The organism is Azospirillum agricola (genome assembly GCF_020005195.1).
Classification (GTDB): Bacteria; Pseudomonadota; Alphaproteobacteria; order Azospirillales; family Azospirillaceae; genus Azospirillum; species Azospirillum agricola.
In genome coordinates this window covers 396,480-421,760 of record NZ_JAIFZR010000005.1, presented here as the reverse complement: position 1 = coordinate 421,760, position 25,281 = coordinate 396,480, and the positions used below count along the sequence as shown (strand labels likewise).

Sequence of the window (25,281 nt, the reverse complement as noted above, 5' to 3'; positions counted from 1 at the left end):
GAGCGCGTGTGGGTCAGTCGGGCCAGCGCCGGTGCAGCCACAGCCACTGGGCCGGGCGCTCGCGGATCCAATCCTCCAACAGACGGTTCAGGCGTTCCATCAGAATCCGGCTGTCGGCGTTGCGGTCGCCGCTGGTCGGGTATGCCTCGGGCGGCAGGACGGTGACGCGGAAATTGGCGCCCTCCAGCCGCTCCGTCCGCGCCGCGCACAGTGGGACGCCGAACCGCATGCCGAGCTGGGCGGCGGCGGTCACCGTCATGGCGTCGCGGCCGAAGAAGGGGACGGGGATGCCGTCGTTCATCTTCTGGTCGATCAGCATCCCGACATGCCCGCCTGTGGCCAGCACGCGCAGCAGGGCGCGGGCGCCCTCCGCGCCCTTGGGGATCTGGGTGGCGCTCGCGGCGCCGCGCAAGCTCACCAGCAGCTTGCCGACATAGGGGTTGTTGGGGGCGCGGTAGACAACCGCCAGTTCCAGGCCGAGCTTGCGCGCGGCGACCGACAGGATCTCCCAGTTGGCGAGATGGCCGGACACCAGGATGCCGCCCTTGCCGTCCTCGCGCATGGCGACGGCGTGTTCGCCGCCGGTCACCTCGACCCGCTCGGCGCCGATCCGGTCGAGGTGGGGGTATTCGGCGATGGTGCGGCCGAGATTGTCCCACATGCCGCGCAGGATCGAATCGATCTCGGCCACGGGCTTCTCCGGGAAGGCGCGGGTGAGGTTGCGGCGCGCCGTCCGGTTGCCCGGCAGCCGCGGCCCCACCGTCCGCCCGATCCAGCCGCCGAGCGCCGAGGCGCGGTCGAGCGGCAGCGCGCGGAACAGGGCGTTGACGCCATGGACGAGGGCGGCCTCCAGCGGATGGGCGAGGTTGCGGGTCAGCCATCTGGCCAGCGGGCTACGCGGCTTCGCCATGCGGGCCTCCGTTCGGTCGTGGAGTGAGGGGCAGCCGGTCGAGCAGGGCGTCGAGCGCTCCCGGATCGTCCCAGGCCACCGCGACCGGCAGCACGCGCAGGCGGGCGCGCAGGCCGGGCGGCAGGCGGACGGCGTCCTTGGCGGTGGTGACGGGCAGGGCGCCCAGCGTCGCCGCCCGATCGATCAGGGCCGCGATCTCGGCCGGGCGGAAGGGGTGGTGGTCGGCGAAGGGAACCCGCTGCACCAGCTCGGCGCCCAGCGCTTCCAACGTCGCGAAGAACTTCTCCGGCCGGCCGATCCCGGCGAAGGCCAGCAGGCGCCGGCCGCGCAGGTCGGCGGCGTCCGCCGCCGCCGGCTCCAGCCGGGCGTGCAGCACGGGAAGGCCGGGTGTCCGCGCCGCCACCTGGGCCGCGACTCCGGCGCGGTCCTCGCCCAGCACGACCAGCGCGTCGGCGCGGCGCAGGCCGTCGGCGACGCGCTCGCGCAGGGGGCCGGCGGGAATCAGGCGGCCGTTGCCGAAGCCGACCGCGCCGTCGGCGACCAGCAACGACAGATCCTTGGCGAGGCCCGGATTCTGGAAGCCGTCGTCCATGACGATGGCCCGGGCGCCGGCCGCGACCGCCGCGTCGGCCCCGGCGGCGCGGTCGCGCGCCACCCAGCAGGGGCCGGCCGCCGCCAGCAGCAGCGCCTCGTCGCCGACATCCGCCGCGCCATGCCGGGCGGGATCGACGCGCAGGGGGCCGGGTTCGCGCCCGCCATGCCCGCGCGTCAGCGCGTGGGCGGCGACGCCGCGCCGCGCCAGGGCGGCGGCGACCGCCAGCCCGACGGGGGTCTTGCCGGCGCCGCCGGCCACCAGATTGCCGATGCAGATCACGGGTGCGGCCGCGCGGTGCGGGACCGTCCCCGCCATCCGGCGCCGCCCGGCCGCGCCGTACAGCGCGCCCAGCGGCGCCAGCAGCGCCGCCGCCAGCCCCGGCGGGCCATACCAGAAGCCGGGAGTCCTCACGCCACCGCTCCCCGGCCGGGCAATCCCGTCGGCCGCCCCATCAGGTGGCCGTGCGGATGCCGGCGGCGCCCAGCACCGGGGCGAGCGCGCCCAGGGCGCGGTCGACGATGCGCCGGTTGTCCTCGGTCACGCGGGCGGCCCCGGCGACGATGCGGGCGCGGGCGCCGTCGTCGGTCAGCAGCCGCCGGGCGGCCAGCATCAGGGCCGGGCCGTCGGCGACGGGCAGGGCGCCGCCGGCCGCCTCCAGCTTGTGGGTGATCTCGCCGAAATTGAACATGTGCGGGCCGTAGAGCACCGCGCAGCCGAGCTGCGCCGGCTCCACCGGATTCTGCCCGCCGTGTGGAATGAAGGAACCGCCCATGCAGACCACCGGCGCGGCGCGGTAGAACAGGCCCAGCTCGCCCATGGTGTCGGCGACGTAGACGGAATCCTCCGGCCGCGGCAGGACACCGCCGGCTCGCCGGGCGACCGTCAGGCCGCGCGCGCGCATCAGCTCGGCGATCGCCTCGCCGCGGTGGGCGTGGCGGGGGACGACGACGGTCAGCAGGCTGGGCAGGACGGGGACGAGCGCCGCGTGGACGGCGGCGGCGATCTCGTCCTCGCCGGGGTGGGAGCTGGCGAGCAGCCAGACCGGCCGTCCGTCCAGCGCGCCGCTGAGCGCGTTCATCGCCGCGTCCGGCGCCGGGGGGGGCTCGGCGGAGAATTTCAGGTTGCCGACGCTCGCGACTCCGGAGGCCCCCAGCCGGCGCAGGCGGTCGGCGTCGCCCTCGGTCTGCGCCAGCGTCACCTGGAAGGTCGAGAGCAGCGAGCCGATCAGCCCCGGCGCGTTGCGCCAGCGCCCGAAGGAACGTTCGGACATCCGCGCGTTGACCAGCGCCGCCGGGATGGCGCGGGCGCGGATGCCGGCCAGCAGGTTCGGCCAGATCTCCGATTCCGTCCACAGCACCGCGTCGGGGCGCCAATGGTCCAGGAAACGGTCGACCGCCGCCGGCAGGTCGACCGGCACATACTGGTGGATGGCGCCGGCCGGCAGGCGCCGGGCCATCAGCTCCGCCGAGGTGACGGTGCCGGTGGTCATCAGCACGGTCAGGCCGGGCGCGTCGGCCAGCAGCCGGCCGACCAGCACGAGGACCGAATTCGCCTCGCCGACGCTGGCCGCGTGGATCCAGGCCAGCCTTCCGCCGGGCCGCGCGCGCGAGGCCGTGCCGAACCGCTCCGCCTGGCGGGCGGGGTCTTCCTTGCCGTCGGTGCTGCGGCGGTCGAGGTAGAGGCGCACCGCCGGCCCGGCGATGGTCGTCAGGCCACGGTAGAGGGTGTGCAGCATGCGGCTCGGAACAGGAACGTGACAAAGAGAGCGCCGCCGGAGTCCCGGCCGCGCGGCCGGCCGCACCTTAGCACGGCGCCTTGATGCGTGTGAGGCGGAAACGCAGCGCCGGGTGCGTGATCAGAGCGCCGCCGCTCCCAGATGGTCCCGCCAATGCGCCAACCGCCTCCTGATCAGGGCCTTGCGGGCGAAGGGCAGCTCCTCCTCCTCCAGCCGTTCCAGCGTTTCCAGGGAAAAGCTGTCGGCGCCGTGTGCGGTCCAGGCCGCTTGCAGGTCGCGGTGAGGGGCGGTTCCGGTCCGCAGCGTGAACCACAGGCGGTTCCCGATGGTCGCGAGGTCGGGGGCGTGGCCGACCCAGACCTGCCCCGATGCGGCGCAGCGCAGGGCGTAGATGCCGGCGACGGCGGTGCGTTCCTTGTAGGCCGCCACCGCGGCCTTCCTGTCATCGTTGTTCATCCAATCCTCCAGGGTACGGCGGATTTATACCCGGATGATAATTGCGCTGTCAATATTATCCGGGTATAAATGGACGCTCACTTACCGAAGGAACCCTGTTCATGCCCGATGCCCTGCTCAAACCCTGCGCCGCCTTCGTCGGCGACCGCCTCCTGTCCGCCGGTCCGCTGGGCAAGGTGGCGGTTGCCGTGCACCGTCACGCCGGGGAAGCCGCCGATGGGGCGGTGCTGGTGTTCGACGACGCGACGGGCCGCGTGGTCGATCTCGATCTGCGCGGCGGCGAGGCCGACATTCTCGCGCGCCTGTCCGAACCGGCGGCCCCGGCGGCAGGGGCTGGGCCGGCGGAGGGAGCGCCGGACGCGCCGCGCGGGCGGGGGCGGCCCCGGCTGGGGGTGGTCGCGCGCGAGGTGACTCTGCTGCCCCGCCATTGGGGCTGGCTGGCGGCGCAGCCAGGCGGCGCCTCGGTGGCTCTGCGCAAGCTGGTCGAGGAGGCGTCGCGGCGCGACGGCGGCCAGACCCGGACGCGCGGGCGGCGGGAGGCGGCCTACCGATTCCTGTCGGCGATGGCCGGCGACCGGCCCGGCTTCGAGGAGGCGTCGCGCGCCCTGTTCGCCGGCGACCGCGCCGGGCTGGAACGGCACATGGCGGGGTGGCCGGCCGATGTGCGGGATCATGCGCTCCGGCTCGCGCCGGGCGGTGACGGCCCGGTTGAGTGAAGGCCGTCGCCTTTCAGGAAAACGGCCGCAGGTTGGAGAGGAACTGCTCGGCCGAGCGGCGCCAGGAATAGCCGAGCGCGTAGTCGCGGCAGATCTCCGCCGGGATGGTCAGCGCCGTCTCCACCGCGCGCTTGAGATCCTCGTCGAGGCAGCCGGCGCCCGAGCCGTTCACCACGTCGAGCGGCCCCGGCACCGGGTAGGCGGCCACCGGCACACCCGAGGCCAGCGCCTCCAGCAGAACCAGCCCGAAGGTGTCGGTGCGCGACGGGAAGACGAAGACGTCGGCCGCCGCGTAGTGCTGCGCCAGTTCCTCGCCGTGCTTGGCGCCGACCCAGTGAACATCCGGGTATTTGCGCTGGAGTTCCTCGCGGGCCGGGCCGTCGCCGACCACCAGCTTGGTGCCGGGAAGGTCGAGCCTGAGGAACTCCTCCAGGTTCTTCTCCACGGCGACGCGGCCGACATACAGCGACACCGGGCGGGGCAGGTCGAGGAACGCCTTGTCGCGCGGGCGGAACAGGGTGGTGTCGACGCCGCGCGTCCAGCGCCGGATGTTGGCGAAACCGCGCCCGGTCAGCGCGTCCTCGATGGTCTGGGTCGCCACCATCACCGCCGAGGACGGCTTGTGGAAGCGGCGGACCACCGCGTAGGACAGCGCCAGCGGAACCGGCGCGCGGTCGCGCAGATATTCGGGGAAGCGCGTGTGGTAGGCGGTGGTGAAGGGCTTGCCGTGCTTCAGGCAGTAGGAGCGGGCGGCGAAACCCAGCGGCCCCTCGGTGGCGATGTGGATGCAGTCGGGGCGCATCGCCTCGATCATCGCCCACAGCCGCCGCCTGGCGCCGATGGCCAGCCGGATCTCCGGGTATGTCGGCATCGGCAGGGTGCGGAAACGGTCGGGACCGATCACCTCGACGCTGTGGCCCATGGCCTCCAGTTCCTGGCGGACGGTGCCGATGGTGCGGACGACTCCGTTGACCTGGGGGTGCCACGCGTCGCTGACGATCAGGATGTTCACGCCGCCGCCTTCGCCGCCGCCTTCGTCAGGGCCTTCGCTGCCGTATCCGGCAGGGCCTTCGGTGCGGTGCTGCGCCGCGCCATGGCGTCCGCCCAGTGGATGATCTCCAGTGCCCCGCTGTCGTGCTCGACCAAGGCGGTGCAGGACTCGACCCAATCGCCGTCGTTGCAATAGAGGATTCCTTCGATGTCGCGCATTTCGGCGGTGTGGATGTGGCCGCAGACGACGCCATCGACCTTGCGGCGCCGCGCCTCCTCGCCCAGAGCTTCCTCGTACTTGCCGATGAACTCGACGGCGGTCTTGGCCTTGTGCTTCAGGTAGGCCGACAGCGACCAGTAGCGGAAACCGAGCTTGCGCCGCGCCCAGTTGAAGGCCGTGTTGACCTGGAGCAGCACGACGTAGGCGTGGTCGCCCAGCAGGGCCAGCCACTTGGCGTAGCGCACCACCGCGTCGAAGCGGTCGCCGTGGGTGATCAGCAGGCGGCGGCCGTCGGCGGTGGTGTGGATCCATTCGTCCACCACATGCACGCCGCCGAACTGGAGGCCGACATAGTCGCGCGCCGCCTCGTCGTGGTTGCCGGGGATGTAATAAACCTCGACGCCCTTGCGCGCCCGGCGCAGGATCTTCTGCACGACGTCGTTGTGCGCCTGCGGCCAGTACCAGGTCTTCTTCAGCCGCCAGCCGTCGACGATGTCGCCGACCAGGAACAGATGGTCGGACTCGTTGTGCTTGAGAAAATCGAGCAGAAGTTCTGCCTGGCAGCCGCGCGTTCCCAGATGAACGTCGGAGATCCAGATGCTGCGGTAGCGTTTGGCCGCCGGCGGCTCGTCCGGAGCCGCCTCGTCCGGAATTGCGCCGCCCAGGATCGCGCCGCCCGCGTATGCGCCGTCCATCATCCGCTCCGTCGTCGCCATGACACAGGTCGTCACAGAGTCTTTCAAAGACGAAGCGGGTATAATCGCAATCGATTGTCTTGACAATGCCTGGGGGTTCCCACATCTGGGACGGAATTGATTTGTCCCAGTGAAAAACAAAACTGTCCGATTTCTGAAATCTGTTCTTCGCGGAATCGTCACGTTGCTGCAACAAAGGGCGCCTGCGCGCCGCCGTACGGGAGCGAATCGTTGTTGGATTCAGTCGATGGGGTGGGTGTGCTCGGTCGGCCGGCGACGGCGCGGCGGCTTCTGGTGATCCACAACCCGGTCGCCGGCGGCCGGCGCGCGCGCCGGCTGCGCGCGGTGGTCGAGCGGCTGGAGGGCGCGCACGGTGCCGCCGTGCTGGTGCGCTCCACCGGCGGGCGCGACGACGCCGAGGCCTTCGCCCGCGCGGTCGAGCCGGGCAGCGTCGACGCGGTGGTGGCGGCCGGCGGCGACGGCACCATCAACGAGGTGATCAACGGGCTGGCGGTCCATGCCGCCGCCGGCCGGCCGGTGCCGCTCGGCATCGTGGCGATGGGGACCGCCAACGTGCTGGCCGGCGAACTGGGCTTGCCGGCCGATGCGGAGGGGATCGCGCGAGTGCTGGCCGGCGGCCGGACGGCGGAGATTCACCCGGCGGTCGCCAACGGACGGGTCTTTTCGATGATGGCCGGAGTCGGGCTTGACGCGCGGGTGGTCGAGCGCGTCGACACGAGGCTGAAGCGCTTGGTCGGCAAGGGCGCCTATGTGGCGGAAACGCTGGTGCAACTGGCGGTGCGGCCGGACCACCGCTACCGCGTGGCGCTGGACGGCGGTGCGGCGGAGGAGGTGGCGGCGGTGATCGTCGCCAAGGGGCATTTCTACGGCGGGCGCTTCGTCTGCGCGCCCGACGCCCGGCTGACCGAGCCGGAGCTGCATGTCTGCCTGTTCCCGAAGGGCGGACGGTGGAACGCGCTGCGCTATGTCTGGGGCGTCACCGCCGGGCGGCTGCATCGTTTCCCGGATTACCGGGTGGCGACGGCGCGGCGGGTGGTGATCGAGGGGCCGGCGGATGACGCGGTGCAGGGCGACGGCGACGTCGTGGCGCGTCTGCCGGCGGAGATCGCGCTGGCCGGCTGGACCCTGCCGGTGCTGGTGCCTTGAGTATTTTTGCCCCACCCTAACCCCCGCTGCGAAGCGGGGGAGGGCCGGGGTGGGGGCATGGATGCCGGGGGTTTACAGTCCGGCGATGGTCATGCCGTCGATGCGCACGGTCGGCGCGTCCATGCCGAAGCGCAGCTCCAGATCGTCGGCGGCCTCGATGTTCAGGAACATCTCCTTGAGGTTGCCGGCGATGGTCATCTCGTTGACGGGGAAGGCGATCTGGCCCTTCTCGATCCAAAAGCCGCCGGCCCCCCGGCTGTAGTCGCCGGTCACGCCGTTGACGCCCATGCCCATCAGGTCGGTGACGTAGAAGCCCTCCTCGATCTCGCCCAGGATGTCGGCGCGGCTGCGCGTGCCGGCGGTCATGTAGACGTTGGCCGGGGCCGGGCCGGGCGGGCCGGAGGTGCCGCGCGCGGCGTGGCCGGTCGTCTGGAGCCCGAGCTGGCGGGCGGAGCGCAGGTCGAGCAGCCAGGTCGTCAGCCGCCCGTCCTCGATCAGGGTGCGGCGGCTGACCGCCACGCCCTCGGCGTCGAAGGGGCGGGAGCGCAGGCCGCGCTTGACGTGCGGGTCGTCGACGATGGTGATGCCTTCGGCGAAGATGCGCTCGCCCATCTTGTCCTTCAGGAAGCTGGTGCCGCGCGCGATGCTCGGCCCGCTGATGGCGCCGGTCAGATGGCCGAGCAGCCCGCGCGAGGCGCGCGGGTCGAACACCACCGGGAAGCGTCCGCTCTTCATGCGGCGCGGGTTCAGGCGGCGGACCGCCCGCTCCCCGGCCTCGCGGCCGATCTCCCCGGCGTCGCGCAGGTCGCTGCCGTAGACCTTGCTGTCGTAGTCGTAGTCGCGCTCCATGCCCGTGCCGGTCCCGGCCAGCACCGACACCGACAGCGACTGGCGCGACACGCCGTAGCTGCCGGCGAAGCCGTTCGAGGCGGCGATGGCGATGGTCGAGCGGCTCCAGCCGGCGTCGGCGCCCTCGGAGTTGGTGACGCCGGCCACCGCCAGCGCCGCCTCCTCGGCCCGGCGGGCGCGCTCGATCAGGATGTCGGTCGCCGGCTCGTCGGGGTCGAGGATGTCGAGCGTCGGCAGGCTGGTGGCGAGCTGTTCGGGATCGGCGAGGCCGGTGAAGGGATCCTCCGGGACGACACGGGCCATGGCGACGGCGCGCTCCACCAGTTCGGCTAACGCCGTGGCGCTGCGGTCGGTGGAGGAGACGATGGCCTGGCGCTTGCCGATGAAGACCCGCAGGCCGAGATCGCCCGACTCCGACCGCTCCAGCTTCTCCGGCTTGCCGAGGCGCTGGCTGAGCGACACGGACGCGCTGTCGAAGAGAACGGCGTCGGCGGCGTCCGCCCCGGCGGCGCGGGCCTTGGCGATCAGGTCATCCAGCAGGTTCAGGACCTCGGGCTGGTCGTTCGGCGAAACGGGCATCAGGAACTCCGGTTGGTCTCCGTCCTGTCTAGCAAATGGGGCGCCGACGCGGAACGGGGAAGAGGCGTTCTGCCCCTCCCCCGTTCCGCTTGGGTTGTGTTCGCGGTCGGTCAGGCCGTCTGCGAACGGCCGGCGGCGGTCGAGCCAGCGGTCAGGGCCGGGACCTTCACCGCGAAGGCGCCGTCGCCCAGCAGGGCCTGCACCGCCAGCAGCGCGGTCCAGAAGGCGGGGAACTCCCAGCCGCCGTTCGGCGCGGTGAACAGCCAGCCGTTGCCGACATGCTGGAGGGTGGCGCCGATCATGATCGGCAGCAGGGCGAGCGAAATCCAGCGGGTGTACGCGCCGGCGATCAGCAACAGGCCGCCGCCGATCTCGCCGAGGATGACCAGATAGGCGAAGAAGCCGGGATATCCCAGGCTCTCGAAGAAGCCGACGGTGCCGGCGAAGCCGAAGGTCAGCACCTTCAGCAGCAGGCCGTGGGCCAGGAACAGCAGGCCGAGGCCGACTCGCAGGACCAGCGCGGCGTAGGGGGCGGTGCGGCTGTCGATGCCGTTGGCGGCGGTGTTGCTCATGATCGTGATCTCCTCGTCTCAGGTGAGCCCGTTGGTGGGCGGTTCGTCTGACGAGGAGATTACGCGTTTCCCTGATCGCGATAATCCGCTCTTTCGGCGATGGATTGTTGTCGATGAAAGAACGATCCGCCGCTCACTTCCAGATCGGCGTGCCGCTGCCGGGCAGGCCGTAGAGGTCCCATTTGCGGCTGACCCGCTCGACGACCTCCTGGTCCATGGCGATCTTCTGGCCCCACTCGCGCTTGGTCTCGGGCGGCCATTTGTTGGTGGCGTCGAGCCCGACCTTGCCGCCGAGGCCCGACTCGGGACTGGCGAAGTCGAGATAGTCGATCGGCGTGCCTTCGATCACCGTGATGTCGCGCGCCGGGTCCATGCGGGTCGACATCGCCCACATCACGTCCTTCCAGCTGCGCGCGTCGATGTCGTCGTCCACGACGATCACCCATTTCGTGTACATGAACTGGCGCAGGAAGGACCAGACGCCCATCATCACCCGCTTGGCATGGCCCGGATAGGCCTTCTTCATGCTGACCACGGCGATGCGGTAGGAGCATCCCTCCGGCGGGAGCCAGAAATCGACGATCTCCGGGAACTGCTGGATCAGCAGCGGGATGAACACCTCGTTCAGCGCCTCGCCCAGCACCGAGGGCTCGTCGGGCGGCCGGCCGGTGAAGGTGGAGAGGTAGATCGGGTTGCGCCGCATCGTCATGGCGGTAACGGTGAAGACCGGGAAGGACTCGACCGAGTTGTAGTAGCCGGTGTGGTCGCCGTAGGGCCCCTCGTCGGCGTACTCGTCGAGGCTGACATGGCCCTCCAGCACGATCTCGGCCTGGGCGGGGACCTTCAGCGGCACGGTCTTGCAATCGACCAGCTCGACCTTCTTGCCGCGCAGCAGCCCGGCGAACTGGTACTCCGACAGGGTGTCGGGGACCGGCGTCACGGCGGCGAGGATGGTGCCGGGGTCTGCGCCGAGCACGACCGCGCAGGGCAGCGGCTCGCGCTTGCCGCTGGCGGCCCAGCGGTGGTGGTGCTGGGCGCCGCCGCGGTGCTTCAGCCAGCGCATGATGGTCTTGTTCTTGCCCAGCATCTGCATGCGGTAGATGCCGAGGTTGAAGTCGTCCTCACGCTTGCCGGTCGGCCCCTTGGTGACCACCAGCGGCCAGGTGATGAGCGGGGCCGGCTCGCCCGGCCAGCAGCCCTGCACCGGCAGGCGGCCGAGGTCGATCCGGTCGCCGGTCAGCACCACCTCCTGGCAGGGGGCGGAGCCGACGGTCTTGGGCTTCATCGACATCACGGTCTTGGCGAGCGGGATCAGCTCCATCGCCTCGCGGAAACCACCGGGCGGCTCCGGCTGCTTGAGGAAGGCCAGCGTCTCGCCGACCGCGCGGAGCTGGTGCGGCTCGCGGTCCATGCCCCAGGCGACCCGCTCCACCGTGCCGAACAGGTTGACCAGCACCGGCATCTCGGAGCGCGTGCCGTCGGCCTTGACGACGTTCTCGAACAGCACCGCCGGGCCGCCCTCGGCGAGCAGGCGGGTCTGGATCTCGGTCATCTCCAGATGGGTGGAGACCGGCTCCTTCACCACCACCAGCCGCCCCGCCTTCTCCAGCCGGTCCATGAAATCGCGCAACGAGGTGTAGGGCATGGGATGGGCTTCCGTCAGGGCTCTTCGAGGGCGCGTAAGGTTCCCCGTGGAGGCATGGGCGTCAAGGGGGCAGGGGCCTTGTCACTCCGCCAGCAGCCGCCAGATCGTCGTCTCGCGCGTCTCGCGGTCCTCCAGCTCCAGCGAGGTCGGCACCGTGTAGGTCGCCACCCGCTCCAGCCCGCTGGTCGGGACGTAGGCGCGGCCGGGATCGCCCAGCACCACCAGCGTGCCGGTCGCCGCCACCCCACGCAGCCACGCCGTCACCCGCTCCGCCATCGGCTTCTCATAGCAGACGTCGCCGGCCAGCACGACGTCGATGCCCGGCAGCTCGCGCCCGACGAGATCGACGCTGACCGCCTTGATGTCCACCCCGTTGGCTTCGGCGTTCGCCGCGATGGCGGCCAGGGCGAAGCGGTCGATGTCGCAGGCCTGCACCCGCGCCGCGCCCGCCTTCATCGCCGCGATGCCGACGATTCCGGTTCCAGCGGCGAAATCCAGCACCGACTTTCCGGCCACCAGATCGGGCCGGTCGAGCAGCAGGCGGGCCACCGCCTGGCCGCCCGGCCACGCAAAGGCCCAGTAAGGAGGTGGGAGATTTTTCTCGGCCAAGGTCTCTTCGGTGGCCTGCCACAGGGGAGTGACCTCGGTGGCAAGATGAAGTTGAAGTTCCGGCAGCAGCGGGGTGGTCGCCAGCGTCGTGTTGTCGCGGACGAAGTCGAGCGGAGACGGGTTGTTCATGCCTGGATTCTCACGATGTTCCGCTGGTTTGGGCGAAGGCGCCGGCGTCCATCACGGTTACATAATTCAAACGGTGTAGACAGAGCCTGGAACCCGTGTTACCCGTTCGTAAGGGGAAAGACAAAGGGAATGGGGGAGTCATGCGGGCCAGGGGAACCGCCATCAGCCTTTCGTTTGCGGCTTTGATCGCGTTGAGCCCCCTTGCCGTCGCGCCGGCCGCCGCATCGGATTGCGTGCGCACCGTGCGGGCGATCTCCGACTTCACGATTCGCGGCGACGCCTGGACGTGGTGGAACCACGCCGCCGGGCAGTATGACCGCGACAACCATCCCGCCGTCGGCTCCGTCCTGGTCTTCAAGAAGACCGGCCACATGCGCCGCGGCCACGTCTCGCTGGTCAGCGCGGTGATCGACCGTCGCACCATCGAGGTCGACCACACCTGGATCGACGGCGACGGCCTGCGCCGCGGCATGCGCGTCGTCGACGTGTCGAAGGGCAACGACTGGTCCGCCGTGCGCGTCTGGCACGAGCCGACCGACCAACTCGGCCTGCGCGTCTACACCGCCTACGGCTTCATCCTGCCGGAAGGCGAGGAGGCACCGAAGCGCGGCCGCGTGCTCGACGCCGGCGATCGCGGCATGGACAGCGGCTTCACCGTCTCGCCGCAGGGCCGTGGCGCCAAGCGCGGCGAGCCGCGCATCGTCCAGGCGTCGCTGGCGAAGGGCCACACCGTCGGCGTGCCCGGCCGCAAGCCGCAGCTTCTCACCGCCGCGCTGACCGCTCCGCAGAAGCCGGAGCGGCTCGACGTCGCCGTCCTGCCGGCCCGCAAGCCGGCCAGCGTCACCGACGGTGCCGCCAAGGGGCTGGTCGCCTCGGTGGACGGTCTGCGCACCCAAATGCCCGGCCGCAAGCCCGGCTCCAACGCCGTCGCCCAGCTGGTGGACGATCTGGAGCGGTAGGAGGGGCGTTTCGGCGCTCCGTCGCGTCCGGCGGGGCTCTTCTTACATCCATGCTCTCCCGGCCCGGCGCCCCAGGCAATCAGGGGAAGCCCCCAGGGCGGGTTGACGGCATCGGCTCGACATCACCCGTTCACCTTACCGATTCGCGCCCCGTCGCGGGGATGACATTTCTTGGCGAATCGGCGGAGCGGCGCCGGCCGGATCGAAGCTTTCCCGGCTCACGGCTTCCCGGCCTCACAGCTTCCCGGCGAGGATCGCCGCCAGCACGAGCCAGCCGAACCAGCGGTTCGACTTGAACTTCGCCAGACAGTCGTTCTGATCGTCGGGGCGCCACGTCGCCACCTGCCACGCCAGATGCAGGGCGGCCACCGACAGCAGCGGCAGGAACAGCCCGCCCAGGCCTGCCAGACGGCCGGCGATCCCCAGCCCGACATAGGTCAGGGTGTAGAAGCCGTAGATCCAGATCTTGCTGGTGTCGCCCAGCCGCAGCGCGGTGGACTTCACGCCGATGCGGGCGTCGTCCTCCTTGTCCTGGTGGGCGTAGATGGTGTCGTAGCCCAGCGTCCAGGCGACCCCGGTGACGTACATGGCCACCGCCGGCCAGTCGAGGTCGCCGCGCACCGCCGCCCACCCCATCAGCGCGCCCCAGTTGAAGGTCAGGCCGAGGAAGGCCTGCGGCCACCAGGTGATGCGCTTCATCAACGGGTAGGTGAAGACCAGCGCCAGCGACAGCACGCCCAGACCGATGGCGGCCGGGGAGAGCTGCACCAGCACCAGCAGCCCCAGCAGCAGCTGCGCGACCAGGAAGGCGACGGCCTGGCGAACCGACACCTGACCCGACGGGATCGGGCGCGAGCGGGTGCGCTCGACCTTCGCGTCGAAATCGCGGTCGAGGATGTCGTTGACGGTGCAGCCGGCCCCGCGCATGACGATGGCGCCGACGGCGAACAGGAGCATCATCCACAGGTCGGGCCAGCGCGGGGCGGCGAGCGCCACGCCCCACCAGCAGGGGAACAGCAGCAGCCAGGTGCCGATCGGCCGGTCAAGCCGGGCCAGGGTCAGGTAGGGACGCAGCGGGGCGGGAGCCCAGCGGCCGATCCAGCCGTCCTGGCGAATGTCGGTGAAGCCGGCCGGGCCGGGCTGATCGGTGCTGGTCATGGCGGGGAATCGCTTCCGCTCTCGTGGCGAATGTCGGTGAAGCCGGGCGGCAAGGTATCGGGCGCTTTGTGGGAGGGCAAGGAGCAAGGGCCCCGGCCTCATCCCTTCGGGCGGAAGCTCTCCCAAAAAGGAGTTGCGCCTGTATGATTGCGCTGTCCTGGAAGAAAAGAGCTTGCTCTTGCCGCGCGCCGGTCGATACTGTTTTTCACGATCAACCGAACCGGCTTGCCATTTAAAATGGATTCGACCGAGTGCTCCGACCGGCTCGCCGTCATCATCGATGACGAAGCGATCATCCTGGCAGGCATGGAGATCATGCTGGAAACCTGGGGTTACCGTGTCGTCGCGGTCGAGGACGCCGCTTCGGCGCTGGCGGCTCTGGCCGAGGCTCCGCCCGAAGCGCCGCCGCCATCGGTGATCGTCTCGGACTACCGGCTGCGCAACGGCGTGTCGGGCGTCGACGCCGTGCGCGCCGTGCGCGAGGCCGCCGGGGCCGCGGTGCCGGCGATCATCCTGACCGGCGACACCGGCGCCGCGCTGGCCGCCGCCGCCCAGCGCGAGGACTTCCTCGTCCTGCACAAGCCGGTTCAGCCCGCCGAACTGCGCCGCCAGATCGACCGGCTGGTCGAGGCGGCCTGAAGGGGCGCCTCCCTGTTCGCCGAAAGGCTGACGGATTCCCGCGCGGAGAGCTATAGTCGGCTCCGTTTCGCGGAGATCCGACACCATGGCCGAACAGCCCAAGACCCGCCTCTACGTCGACAGCCCGCTGACCGAAGGGCAATCGGTCGGGCTCGACCATGAGCGCGCCCATTTCCTGCGCCATGTCCTGCGGCTCGACCGCGGCGACCCGGTGGCGGTGTTCAACGGGCGCGACGGCGAATGGGGCGCCGTCATCGACGGCTTCGGCAAGGGCTGGTGCTCGCTGACGGTGCGGGCGCGGCGCCGGCCGCAGACGGGCACCCCCGACCTCTGGCTGGTCTTCGCGCCGCTGAAGAAGGGGCGCATCGATTTCGTGGCGGAGAAGGCGACGGAGATGGGCGTCTCGCGCCTGTGCCCGGTCTTCACCCGCCGCACCGACCCCAACCGGGTGAACACCGACCGGCTGCGCGCCAACGCCGTCGAGGCCGCCGAACAGTGCGAGCGGCTGAGCGTGCCCGAGGTTGCCGACCCGCTGCCGCTCGACCGCGCGCTGGCCGCCTGGCCGGAGGGGCGCACGCTCTATCTCTGCGCCGAGGCCGGGGCGGCGCGGCCGATCGCCGAAGCCATGCGTTCGGCGGGGTCCAGCCCCGCCGCGCTGCTGGTCGGGCCGGAGGGGGGCTTCGACCAGTCGGAACTTGACGAACTGATCAAACTCCCCTTTGTTGTCCCGGTGGGTTTGGGGCCGCGCATCCTGCGGGCCGACACGGCGGTTGTGGCGGCACTGGCCTGCTGGCAGTCCCTCGCCGGGGACTGGACGGCCGACGGCGGCGACACCCGGCCGCCCTTCCGCTCACCGGTCGCTTCCATCGACTGAACATGTTGCTGAACACGCCATTGCAACCCACCCGCGGGAGCCTTCATGTCCGCACCCCCGACAACGCGCGGCGAACCGATCACCGACCGCCGCCAACTGGTCGCCTATCTGGAATCGGGCTGCAAGCCGGCCGAGGCCTGGCGCATCGGGACGGAGCACGAGAAATTCGCCTACCGCGCGTCCGACCTGCGCCCGCTGCCCTATGACGGGCCGGACGGCATCCGGGAACTGCTGACGCGCCTGACCCGCTTCGGCTGGCAGCCGGTGGAGGAGAAGGGCAACGTCATCGCGCTGGTTCAGGGCATGGCGAACATCACGCTGGAGCCGGGCGGGCAGGTCGAGCTGTCGGGCGCGCCGCTGGAGACCCTGCACCAGACCTGCGCCGAGGTGCACCGCCACCTGCGTCAGGTCAAGGAGGTCGGCGGCGAGCTGGGGATCGCCATGATGGGGCTGGGCTTCCAGCCGAAATGGGCGCGCGACGAGATCCCGTGGATGCCCAAGGGCCGCTACAAGATCATGGGCGACTACATGCCCAAGGTCGGCGGGCTCGGGCTCGACATGATGCTGCGGACCTGCACCGTGCAGGTCAATCTGGACTTCGCGTCCGAAGCCGACATGGTGAAGAAGTTCCGGGTGTCGCTGGCGCTCCAGCCGATCGCCACGGCTCTGTTCGCCAATTCGCCCTTCACCGAGGGCAAGCCGAACGGCTTCCAGAGCTTCCGCAGCCACATCTGGACCGACACCGATCCCGACCGCACCGGCGACATCCCCTTCGTCTTCGAGGACGGCTTCGGCTTCGAACGCTATGTGGACTATCTGTTGCAGACGCCGATGTATTTCGTCTACCGCGACGGGACCTACATCGACGCGGCCGGCCAGTCCTTCCGCGACTTCCTGGAGGGCAAGTTGCCGGCCCTGCCGGGCGAGGTCCCGCTGCTGACCGACTGGGCCGACCACACGACGACCGCCTTCCCGGAGGTCCGGCTCAAGAAGTATCTGGAGATGCGCGGCGCCGACGGCGGTCCGTGGCGCAGCCTGTGCGCGTTGCCGGCCCTGTGGGTCGGGCTGCTGTACGACAGCCAGGCGCTGGACGCGGCCTGGGACCTTGTGAAGGACTGGACGACGGAGGAGCGGGCGCATCTGCGCGCCGAGGTTCCGCGCTCCGGCCTGCGCACGCCGTTCCGCGGCCGCAGCGTGCGGGACGTCGCGCTTGAGGCGCTGGCCATCGCCCGCGACGGTCTGGCGCGCCGCGCCCGCAACGACAATTGGGGCGACGACGAGACCCACTTCCTCGACACGCTCCAGGCCATCGCCGAGAGCAACCGCAGCCCGGCGGACGAACTGCTCGCCAAGTTCAACGGCGAATGGGGCGGCAGCGTCGATCCGGTGTTCAAGGACTGCGCGTACTGAGATTGGATTTGTTGGTTTGGCGCCGCTCACGTTCCTGTGCGTGGGCGGCGTTTTTATTTTTGACACAGATGAACACAGATAGACACAGATGAACGGGAATGCGCGGCAGGCTTCGTGCGGAGTTTTCGAGCCAAAACATTCTATTTATACCAGTACCGGAAAGTTCCGACCTGTGGTCGGAACTTTCCGGTCCCTCAAACGCCGGGCGGCCCGCCTCCGCGGGCCTTGGCTTCGCGGGCATGGGCCCGCGCGGCCGCAGTCGCGGCCGATACCAGAGCCAGAAGTCAAAACTTTCTGGCTCTGGTATTAGAGCGGATCGCGTAAAACCGGAATCGGTTTGGAGCGTGAATCCGCTCGTCATCAAAAGGCTAAATTTTCGTGCGTTTCTTATTAAACGCACGAAAATTTAATCTGTGTTTATTTTCATCTGTGTCTATCTGTGTTCATCTGTGTCCAAACCCCGACCAACCCAATGAAGCCACGTTCCCGTCACCCCAGATCGTCCTCGTCCTCCGACGCCGCGTCGACGTCGAGGGCGGCGACCTGCCGGATGACCGGGTGGCGCTCCTTCCAGTCCTCGAAGTCCGACACCAGCGCCGGGCGGATGCCGAGCGCCAGGATCGGGCAGCCGCCGCCGCGCCCGGCGTCCAGACGGTAGAGCAGCTTCTTCATCCAGGTCGTGCTGGCGCCGTACTTGTTCTGGAAATTCTTCATCTCGACCCGCCGCGCCACCTCGGTGAACAGCGGGGCCAACTCGGCGCTGCGGGTCAGAAGCACGCCGGCGCTGATGATGCCGCACTCGTAGAAGGTCCGCGCCGCGTAGAGGTCGCGGTCGAAGGTCTGGTCCTTGCTGTTCCATTCCAGGTCGAAGGAGACGCGCCCCTTCACGAAGTCGATCTTGTGGCCGTCGATGAAGCCCTTGACCTTGTAGATCTCGTCGCGCTGGCGGTGCTCGACCACGGTCTGGCCACGGTTCTTGCCGGAGATGCGGCGCTTCTCCTCGTGCGTGACGATCATCTTGGTGATGAAGAGGTCGCCGCGGATCCGCGTCTCGTGCCAGCCGAGCGGGTTCAGCATCAGCTCCATCGACTTGGCGATCTGCGATTTGTTGCCGCCCGACGCCACGATGTCCTCGGTGCGGATGCGGAACTCCATCAGCCGGGCGACGATCTCCTGGAACTCGGCGGTGCAGGCATGGGCCAGGATGCGGGCGGCGTTGCGGTAGCTGTGGACCTCGTACAGATCGAGGAAGCCGGGCGGGAACAGGTCGCCCAGATCGGCGTCCCTGGCCTCGATGATCGGGGCGGTGTCATGGACGCAACTCAGCAGGTTCATGGACGGCATCGCGGCAGGAAAGGGCGGGGCCGCCACCATGGCGGTTGCGGACCGGCAAATCCACCCCTTCCATCGGTTGACGGCGGCCGGCGCGCCGGCCGGGGCCGTCTGGCAGGCGCTCGGCGGGTTGTGCTATCGTCGCGCGCGCAAAAAGCGCGGTTGGCGGCGGCCTTGGGACTGGGGGCGGGGGATGAGCGACGAGTTTCTGTTCGCCGACGAGGACCCGGCGGCCGAGGCCGCCTTGCTCCCGCCGGTCCCGCCCGAGCCGGTCGAGCCCTGGGTGATCCTGATCGTCGACGACGATCCCGCCATCCACGCCACCACCAAGATGGTGCTGCGCGGCTTCACCTTCGAAGGGCGGCCGGCGCAGTTCCTCTCGGCCGGCACGGCGACGGAGGCGCGCGCCGTGCTGCGCGCCAATCCGGCCATCGCCGTGATCCTGCTCGATGTGGTGATGGAATCCGACGACGCCGGCCTGCGGCTGGTCCGCCACATCCGCAGCGAGATGAGGAACCGCCGCGTCCGCATCATCCTGCGCACCGGCCAGCCGGGGCAGGCGCCGGAACGCGACGTCATCCTCAGCTACGACATCAACGACTACAAGTCGAAGACCGAGCTGACGGCGCAGAAGCTGTTCACCTCGGTGGTCGCGGCGCTGCGCGGCTATCAGGACATCACCGCCATCGAGGACCACCGCGAGGGGCTGGAGCGCATCCTCGACGCCTCCTCCTCCCTGCTCGACAAGCGGACGATGGCCGAGTTCGTCGGCGACGCGGTGGCGCAGATCGTCGGCGTCTGTCCGCCCGGCGACGGGGTGGCGCTGGTCAGCCGCCTGACCCAGGACGGCGCCGCCTTGGGCGAGCCGCTGTTGCTCGGCGGCAACGGCGTCTACGCGGGCGGGGAGGGCCGGCCGCTGCGCACCACCCTGCCGCCCGAGGCGGTTTTCGCCGTGACCGCGGCGCTGGGCGACGGCCGCAATCGGTACGAGCGGACCCACAGCGTGCTGGTCTTCCGCTCCGCCTCGCGCCATCACGAGACCGCCTTCTACCTGACCCACGCGCGGTCGCTGACGGCCGACGAGCGGCGGCTGCTGGAGGTCTTCTGCGCCAAGGTGGCGATCGGCTTCGACAACGTCCATCTCTACGAGGAGCTGACCGAGCTGAACCGCAGCCTGGAGCGGCAGGTCGCGGAGCGCACCCGCGACCTCGTTGCCGCGACCGAGGCGGCGGAGGCCGCCAACCGGGCGAAGTCGCTGTTCCTGGCCACCATGAGCCATGAGATCCGCACGCCGATGAACGGGGTGCAGGGCATGCTGGAGCTGCTGGAGCACACCAGCCTGACCGCCGACCAGCGCGAGCTGGTGGAGGTGGTGCGCGATTCGGCCGGCTCCCTGCTGACCATCATCAACGACATTCTGGACTTCTCGAAGATCGAGGCCGGACGGCTGGATCTGGAGCGGGTCCCCGTCTCGCTGCCCGCCGTGGTCGAGGGGGTGGCCGACACGCTGGCCCCCGGCGCCCGCGCCAAGGGGCTGTCGCTGATCACCTTCGTCGACCCCGACCTGCCGGCGACCGTGCTGGGCGATCCGGTGCGCATCCGGCAGGTGCTGTTCAACATCGCCGGAAACGCGGTGAAGTTCACCCAGGGCGGGTCGGTGACGGTGAAGGCCGAGCTGGCCCGCTTCGACGGCGATCGCGTCACCATCCGCATCGCCGTCACCGACACCGGCATCGGCATCTCGGCGGAGAACCAGGCCCGCCTGTTCCGCCCCTTCACCCAGGCCGAGGCGTCGACCACCCGCCGTTTCGGCGGCACCGGGCTCGGCCTGTCGATCTGCCGCCGCCTGGCCGAACTGATGGGCGGCGAGATCGGCGTCACCAGCGCGCCGGGGATGGGATCGACCTTCTGGTTCACCTTCGCCGCCGATCTGGCGGCGGAGCCGGACGCCGTGGCGGAGCCGGCGGCGCCTCTGGCCGGCGTCACCGTCCTGCTGCTGGCCCCCGACGAGGCCGAGCGCGGCTTCCTTGCGCGCTACCTGAACAGTGACGGCGCCCTGGTGGTCGACGCTCCGGACAGCGCCACGGCCCTGCGCACGCTGCTGCCGACCGCCGCCTGCGACGTGCTGGTGGTGGCGCCGGAGGTCGAGACGGCGGCGCTCGACGCCGATCCGCGCGGGCGGGTGCGCGGGCGGGTGAGGCTCTGCGGACCGAACGATCGGACGCCGCCTGCCGGATCGTTGCCACCCAATGGAACGGTCGCGGTCGCGCGGCCGCTGCGCCGGTCCCATCTGGTGCGGGCGGTGCTGGCGGCGGCGGGGAGGGGGGCGCCGGTCGAATCGCTCGCCGCCGATTGCCCGAGCGATTCCGCACTCTCGGCGGCGCGGCGGCCGCCTTCGGTGGAGGAGGCCATGGCGCGCGACCGCCTGATCCTGGTGGCGGAGGATCATCCGACCAACCGGCATGTCATCCAGCGCCAGCTCGCCCTGCTCGGGCACGCGATGGAGATGGCGGAGGACGGCGTCCAGGCGCTGGCGATGTGGCGCACGGGCCGCTACGCGCTGCTGCTGACCGATTGCCAGATGCCGGAGATGGACGGGCTGGAGCTGGCCCGCGCCATCCGCGCGGCGGAGGCCGCGTCGGGGATCGGAGCCCGCCTGCCGATCGTCGCCATCACCGCCAACGCGCTGGAGGGGGAGGTGCAGACCTGCTTCGCCGCCGGCATGGATGACAGCGTGTCCAAGCCGGTGGATCTCGGGCAGCTGCGCCGGGTGCTCGACCGTTTCCTGCCGCCGGATGCCGCTGTGGAGGAGACGCCCGCACCGGCCCCTCCGTTGCCTTCCCCACCCGCCCCGGCACCCTCCGCCCTGCCGCCGCTCGACATCGGCGCGCTGGCCGGGCTGTTCGACGGCGACACCGACTTCGTCCGCCAACTCCTCGGCGAGTTCGTGACGTCGAACACCGCGTCGCACCGCTGGCTGGTCGATTCCCTCGCCGGCGCCGCCTGGGACGAGGTGCGGCAGGCGGCGCACAAGCTGGCCGGGTCGTCGCGCACCGTCGGCGCCCGCGATCTGGCGGCGGCGGCGGACGCCGTCGAGCTTGCGGCGCTCGACCGGCGGCTCGACGGCATCGACGCAATGGTCGAGCGGGTCGGCCGCGAGCTGGACCGTGTCGTCGCCTGCATCGCCGCCGCCTGAGCGGGACGTCGCCGCCCCGCCGCCAAGCTGTAAAGAACCCGACACGCGTGGGGTTTGTCGCCTTTGCGACAACCTTGCGGTGTCCGGTCATGTCTTCCAAGTAATTGTAAATTAAAGCATTTTCGAACCGCATCCCGGCTGGCACGGGGCTTGCTGTTGGGAGGGTGCGCCGGTTGTCAGCCGGCACCCCCTCGCGCTTCGGCCCAGCGTTATCCCCAGCGTTCTCAAGGAGACCGGGATGCACATCGTCGTCTGTATCAAACAGGTGCCCGACAGCGCCCAGATCCGCATCCATCCCGTGACCAACACGATCATGCGGCAGGGCGTCCCCGCCATCATCAACCCCTTCGACCTGTTCTCGCTGGAGGAGGCGCTGCGGCTGAAGGACAAGGTGGGGGCGCGCGTCACCGTGCTGACCATGGGCCCGCCGATGGCGGAAGCCTCGCTGCGCAAGGCCCTGTCGCTGGGCGCCGACGACGCCGTGCTGCTGACCGACCGCAAGTTCGCCGGCTCCGACACGCTGGCCACCTCCTACGCGCTGACCTCGGCGATCCTCAAGCTGTCGGAGGAGGACCCGGTCGACATCGTGTTCTGCGGCAAGCAGACGGTCGACGGCGACACCGCCCAGGTCGGCCCCGGCATCGCCACCCGCCTCGGCTTCGAGCAGCTCACCTACATCACCAGGATCGAGGAGCTGAACGAGTCCGCCAAGGAGATCGTGGTGCAGCGCCGCTCCGAAGGCGGCGTGCAGGTGCTGAAGACCCGGCTGCCCTGCATGATCACCATGCTGGAGGGCACCAACACGATGCGCTTCGGCAAGATGGACGACATGTTCCGCGCCGCGCGCTACGAGCTGAAGACCTGGAGCCGCGACTTCACCGGCGCCGAGGAGGCCAAGGTCGGCCTCAAGGGCTCGCCCACCGTGGTGTCGAAGGTCTTCGTGCCCAAGCCGCGCGCCGAGAAGGCCAAGATGATCAAGGCTGACGGCTCCTCGCCGGACGCGCTGGCCGCCGCCGCCCTCGACGCCATCTTCGCCGCCCAGCCCAAGCTGGCCGACGATCTGCTCGCCCGCGCCGCGGCCGGGCTTTGACGATCCTTCCGCCGGAGACCCGACGATGAGCGAACCGAGCAAGCCCCAGGGCCGCAAGTTCCAGCTTCCCGAACACCTCAAGGTCTACAAGAACGTCTGGGTGATCGTCGAGCAGGAGCGCGGCATCGTCCATTCCGTCTCGCTGGAGCTGCTGGGCGAGGCCCGCAAGCTGGCCGACAAGCTGGGCGTCGAGGTCGGCGCCGTGGTGCTGGGCGCCGAGGGCCCCGACCTGAACCGCATCTGCGGCGACGCCATCAGCTACGGCGCCGACATCGTCTACAAGGTGACCGACCCGGTGCTGGCCGACTACCGCACCGATCCCTACTGCCGGGTGATGACCGACGTGGTCAACGCCTACAAGCCGGAGATCGTGCTGCTCGGCGCCACCACGCTGGGCCGCGATCTGGCCGGCGCCATCGCCACCACGCTGGCGACCGGCCTGACCGCCGACTGCACCGAGCTGGACATCTACGCCGACAACCGCTCGCTGGCGGCGACGCGGCCGACCTTCGGCGGCACGCTGCTCTGCACCATCCAGACCTTGGCCTACCGGCCGCAGATGGCGACCGTGCGTCCCCGCGTGATGGCGATGCCCGAGCGCGACGACAGCCGAACCGGCCGCGTCGAGGAGGTCTTCCCCAACCTCCAGGAGGAGAGCGTCGTCACCAAGGTGCTCAACTTCATCGCCGACCGCGAGCAGAACGAGGCGCAGCTCGCCTTCGCCGACGTCATCGTCTCGGCCGGCAAGGGGCTGGGCAAGGCGGAGAACATGAAGCTGGTCTTCGACCTCGCCAAGGTGCTGGGCGCCGAGGTCGGGGTGACCCGCCCGCTGGTCCAGGCCGGCTGGGCCGGCAGCGACCGGCAGGTCGGCCAGACCGGCAAGACCGTGCGCCCCAAGCTCTACATCGCCGCCGGCATCTCCGGCGCCATCCAGCATCGCGTCGGCATGGAGAAGTCCGACCTGATCCTGGCGATCAACACCGACCCCAACGCGACGATCTTCGACTTCGCCCATCTGGGTCTGGTCGGCGACGCGCTGACCATCCTGCCCGCGCTGACCGACGCCTTCGGCCGCCGCCTGTCGGTCAACCGGCTGGCCGGCTGACCTTACGGACGAGAAAGGAGCCTTCCGACATGGTCGAAAAGTTCGACGCCATCGTCATCGGTGCCGGCCCGTCCGGCAACGCCGCCACCTACACGCTGGCCAAGCAGGGGCTGAAGGTGCTCCAGCTGGAGCGCGGCGAGTATGCCGGCGCCAAGAACGTCCAGGGCGGCATCATGTACGCCCACGAGCTGGAGAAGATCATCCCGGACTTCCGGGACGACTGCCCGACCGAACGCCACATCATCGAACAGCGCATCTGGCTGCTCGGCGACGACAACTACATCGGCACCAACTACCGGTCCGAGGCGTACAACAGCGACACGCCGAACCGCTACACCATCATCCGCGCCAACATCGACAAGTGGTTCGCCGAGAAGATCCGCGCGGTCGGCGGTCTCCAGATCTGCGAGACGACGGTGACGGAGCTGATCCGCGATCCGTTGGGCAAGGTGATCGGCGTGCGCACCGACCGCGAGGGCGGCGAGATCCACGCCGACGTCGTGATCATGGCCGACGGCGTCAACGCCCTGCTGGCGCGCCGCTCCGGCTACCAGAAGGAGGCGGCGCCGGAGAACGTCGCGCTGGCGGTCAAGGAGATCCTGTTCATCGATCCCGAGCTGATCCAGCAGCGCTTCGGCATCAAGGACGACGAGGGCGTCGTCATCGAGATCATGGGCAAGGTGACCAAGGGGATGGTCGGCACCGCCTTCCTCTACACCAACAAGGAATCGCTGACGATCGGCATCGGCTGCCTGGTCTCCGACTTCAAGAAGGGTGACTGCCCGCCCTACAAGATGCTGGAGGACCTGAAGAACCACCCCGTCATCAAGCCGCTGATCGAAGGCGCCGAGATGAAGGAGTATTGCGCCCACCTGATCCCGGAGGGCGGTTTCAAGGCGATCCCGCAGCTCTACGGCGACGGCTGGATGGTGGTCGGCGACGCCGCCCATTTCAACAACGCGGCGCACCGCGAGGGCTCCAACCTCGCCATGGCGTCCGGCCGCATGGCGGCGGAGACGGTGATCGAGCTGAAGGCCGCCGGCAAGGAGTTCAGCGCCGGCAACCTCGCCGGCTACAAGGCGAAGCTCGACGAGAGCTTCATCATCAAGGATCTGAAGAAGTATCGCGAACTGCCGGGGATCATGCATTCCAACAAGCAGTTCTTCGGCGCCTACCCGGACGAGATCACCCAGGCGGCGCACAACTGGTTCACCGTGGACAGCGTCGACAAGCGCACGAAGGAGAAGGCGATCATGAAGTCCTTCGTCAAGCGCCGTTCGGTGTTCGGTCTGGTCGGTGACGCAATCAAGCTGGTGAGGGCGATGCGATGAACATGATGGTGAAGATCGAAGAGAAGCTGTACCAGAACCGCTACATCGTCGACGAGAACCGTCCGCACATCACGATCAAGGACGAGGCGCACTGCGCCGCCTGCACCAGCAAGGCCTGCACCGTCTGCTGCCCGGCCGGCTGTTACTCGACCAACGAGGCGGGGGGCGTGACGCTGGCGACCGACGGCTGCCTGGAATGCGGCACCTGCCGGGTGATCTGCCAGGACAGCGGCAACATCGAATGGAACTACCCGCGGGGCGGCTACGGCATCAGCTACAAGTTCGGCTGAGCCGGGTTCCACGGACCGCAAGACCCGGAC

General features: G+C 69.8%; 23 protein-coding genes. 11 read left to right on the top strand and 12 right to left on the bottom strand.

Annotated elements, in window-relative coordinates:
• Positions 1-13: 13 nt before the first annotated feature.
• From JN22_RS16860 to JN22_RS16845, 4 genes are all read right to left on the bottom strand, one after another.
• On the bottom strand, positions 14-910 hold the full coding sequence (locus JN22_RS16860) for an LpxL/LpxP family acyltransferase (RefSeq protein ID WP_085555066.1): 897 nt from the start codon (positions 908-910) through the stop codon (positions 14-16).
• On the bottom strand, positions 894-1,916 hold the full coding sequence (gene lpxK, locus JN22_RS16855; RefSeq protein ID WP_085555065.1) for a tetraacyldisaccharide 4'-kinase: 1,023 nt from the start codon (positions 1,914-1,916) through the stop codon (positions 894-896). Before lpxK ends, JN22_RS16860 begins: the two co-directional genes overlap by 17 nt.
• Positions 1,917-1,956: 40 nt before the next feature.
• Complete coding sequence (locus tag JN22_RS16850) at positions 1,957-3,240, bottom strand: 3-deoxy-D-manno-octulosonic acid transferase (protein WP_085555064.1); 1,284 nt, start codon at positions 3,238-3,240, stop codon at positions 1,957-1,959.
• 120 nt (positions 3,241-3,360) lie between these two features.
• Positions 3,361-3,696, bottom strand: coding sequence for a GIY-YIG nuclease family protein (locus tag JN22_RS16845; protein WP_085555063.1), 336 nt, complete (start codon positions 3,694-3,696; stop codon positions 3,361-3,363).
• A 101-nt stretch (positions 3,697-3,797) separates the two neighbouring features.
• On the opposite strand from JN22_RS16845, the gene JN22_RS16840 reads away from it, so the two are divergent.
• The gene (locus JN22_RS16840; RefSeq protein ID WP_085555062.1) at positions 3,798-4,412 is read left to right on the top strand and encodes a DUF2239 family protein; all 615 of its coding nucleotides are present in this window, start codon (positions 3,798-3,800) and stop codon (positions 4,410-4,412) included.
• Between the two features lie 13 nt (positions 4,413-4,425).
• On the opposite strand, the gene JN22_RS16835 is transcribed toward JN22_RS16840, so the two are convergent.
• Positions 4,426-5,424 (bottom strand): glycosyltransferase family 4 protein, encoded by a 999-nt coding sequence (locus JN22_RS16835; protein ID WP_085555061.1) that lies wholly within the window; start codon positions 5,422-5,424, stop codon positions 4,426-4,428.
• Positions 5,421-6,338: a UDP-2,3-diacylglucosamine diphosphatase gene (locus JN22_RS16830; protein ID WP_223677763.1), complete on the bottom strand. Its 918-nt coding sequence runs from the start codon at positions 6,336-6,338 to the stop codon at positions 5,421-5,423. Before JN22_RS16830 ends, JN22_RS16835 begins: the two co-directional genes overlap by 4 nt.
• Before the next feature lie 213 nt (positions 6,339-6,551).
• Between JN22_RS16830 and JN22_RS16825 the strand changes: the two genes are divergently transcribed.
• Positions 6,552-7,484 (top strand): diacylglycerol/lipid kinase family protein, encoded by a 933-nt coding sequence (locus JN22_RS16825; RefSeq protein ID WP_223677762.1) that lies wholly within the window; start codon positions 6,552-6,554, stop codon positions 7,482-7,484.
• 72 nt (positions 7,485-7,556) lie between these two features.
• Here the strand turns inward: JN22_RS16825 and JN22_RS16820 are convergent, their stop codons facing one another.
• The 4 genes from JN22_RS16820 to JN22_RS16805 all read right to left on the bottom strand — a co-directional run bounded on the left by JN22_RS16820 (position 7,557) and on the right by JN22_RS16805 (position 11,867).
• Entirely contained in the window at positions 7,557-8,912 is a 1,356-nt protein-coding gene (locus JN22_RS16820; RefSeq protein ID WP_085555059.1) for a TldD/PmbA family protein, read from the bottom strand.
• Between the two features lie 110 nt (positions 8,913-9,022).
• Positions 9,023-9,484, bottom strand: a complete 462-nt coding sequence (locus tag JN22_RS16815) for a DoxX family protein (protein WP_085555058.1) — start codon at positions 9,482-9,484, stop codon at positions 9,023-9,025.
• A 133-nt stretch (positions 9,485-9,617) separates the two neighbouring features.
• Positions 9,618-11,129 carry a UbiD family decarboxylase gene (locus tag JN22_RS16810; RefSeq protein WP_085555057.1) on the bottom strand — a complete coding sequence of 504 codons (1,512 nt, stop codon included), beginning with the start codon at positions 11,127-11,129 and terminating at the stop codon, positions 9,618-9,620.
• An 81-nt stretch (positions 11,130-11,210) separates the two neighbouring features.
• Positions 11,211-11,867, bottom strand: coding sequence for a class I SAM-dependent methyltransferase (locus tag JN22_RS16805; RefSeq protein ID WP_085555056.1), 657 nt, complete (start codon positions 11,865-11,867; stop codon positions 11,211-11,213).
• 191 nt (positions 11,868-12,058) lie between these two features.
• Here JN22_RS16805 and JN22_RS16800 point away from each other — a divergent pair, with 191 nt between their 5' ends.
• The gene (locus tag JN22_RS16800) at positions 12,059-12,826 is read left to right on the top strand and encodes a CHAP domain-containing protein (protein ID WP_223677761.1); all 768 of its coding nucleotides are present in this window, start codon (positions 12,059-12,061) and stop codon (positions 12,824-12,826) included.
• 234 nt (positions 12,827-13,060) lie between these two features.
• On the opposite strand, the gene ubiA is transcribed toward JN22_RS16800, so the two are convergent.
• The gene (ubiA, locus tag JN22_RS16795) at positions 13,061-13,984 is read right to left on the bottom strand and encodes a 4-hydroxybenzoate octaprenyltransferase (RefSeq protein WP_085555054.1); all 924 of its coding nucleotides are present in this window, start codon (positions 13,982-13,984) and stop codon (positions 13,061-13,063) included.
• 237 nt (positions 13,985-14,221) lie between these two features.
• Here ubiA and JN22_RS16790 point away from each other — a divergent pair, with 237 nt between their 5' ends.
• From JN22_RS16790 to JN22_RS16780, 3 genes are all read left to right on the top strand, one after another.
• The gene (locus JN22_RS16790; RefSeq protein WP_085555053.1) at positions 14,222-14,623 is read left to right on the top strand and encodes a response regulator; all 402 of its coding nucleotides are present in this window, start codon (positions 14,222-14,224) and stop codon (positions 14,621-14,623) included.
• An 85-nt stretch (positions 14,624-14,708) separates the two neighbouring features.
• Entirely contained in the window at positions 14,709-15,497 is a 789-nt protein-coding gene (locus JN22_RS16785; RefSeq protein WP_085555052.1) for a 16S rRNA (uracil(1498)-N(3))-methyltransferase, read from the top strand.
• Between the two features lie 45 nt (positions 15,498-15,542).
• The gene (locus tag JN22_RS16780) at positions 15,543-16,907 is read left to right on the top strand and encodes a glutamate--cysteine ligase (protein WP_085555051.1); all 1,365 of its coding nucleotides are present in this window, start codon (positions 15,543-15,545) and stop codon (positions 16,905-16,907) included.
• A 489-nt stretch (positions 16,908-17,396) separates the two neighbouring features.
• Here JN22_RS16780 and JN22_RS16775 read toward each other — a convergent pair whose 3' ends face one another.
• Positions 17,397-18,242, bottom strand: coding sequence for a BglII/BstYI family type II restriction endonuclease (locus JN22_RS16775; protein ID WP_085557206.1), 846 nt, complete (start codon positions 18,240-18,242; stop codon positions 17,397-17,399).
• 190 nt (positions 18,243-18,432) lie between these two features.
• Between JN22_RS16775 and JN22_RS16770 the strand changes: the two genes are divergently transcribed.
• The 5 genes from JN22_RS16770 (at position 18,433) to JN22_RS16750 (ending at position 25,251) form a co-directional block, all read left to right on the top strand.
• Positions 18,433-21,435 (top strand): hybrid sensor histidine kinase/response regulator, encoded by a 3,003-nt coding sequence (locus tag JN22_RS16770; RefSeq protein ID WP_085555050.1) that lies wholly within the window; start codon positions 18,433-18,435, stop codon positions 21,433-21,435.
• Positions 21,436-21,673: 238 nt separating this feature from the next.
• Complete coding sequence (locus tag JN22_RS16765) at positions 21,674-22,525, top strand: electron transfer flavoprotein subunit beta/FixA family protein (RefSeq protein ID WP_085555049.1); 852 nt, start codon at positions 21,674-21,676, stop codon at positions 22,523-22,525.
• 25 nt (positions 22,526-22,550) lie between these two features.
• On the top strand, positions 22,551-23,630 hold the full coding sequence (locus JN22_RS16760; RefSeq protein ID WP_085555048.1) for an electron transfer flavoprotein subunit alpha/FixB family protein: 1,080 nt from the start codon (positions 22,551-22,553) through the stop codon (positions 23,628-23,630).
• 29 nt (positions 23,631-23,659) lie between these two features.
• Positions 23,660-24,961, top strand: a complete 1,302-nt coding sequence (locus JN22_RS16755; RefSeq protein ID WP_085555047.1) for an FAD-dependent monooxygenase — start codon at positions 23,660-23,662, stop codon at positions 24,959-24,961.
• A complete protein-coding gene (locus JN22_RS16750; protein WP_209780157.1) occupies positions 24,958-25,251 on the top strand; it encodes a ferredoxin family protein in 294 nt (97 codons plus the stop codon). The genes JN22_RS16755 and JN22_RS16750 overlap by 4 nt, the downstream gene beginning before the upstream one ends.
• The last annotated feature ends 30 nt before the right edge of the window (positions 25,252-25,281 follow it).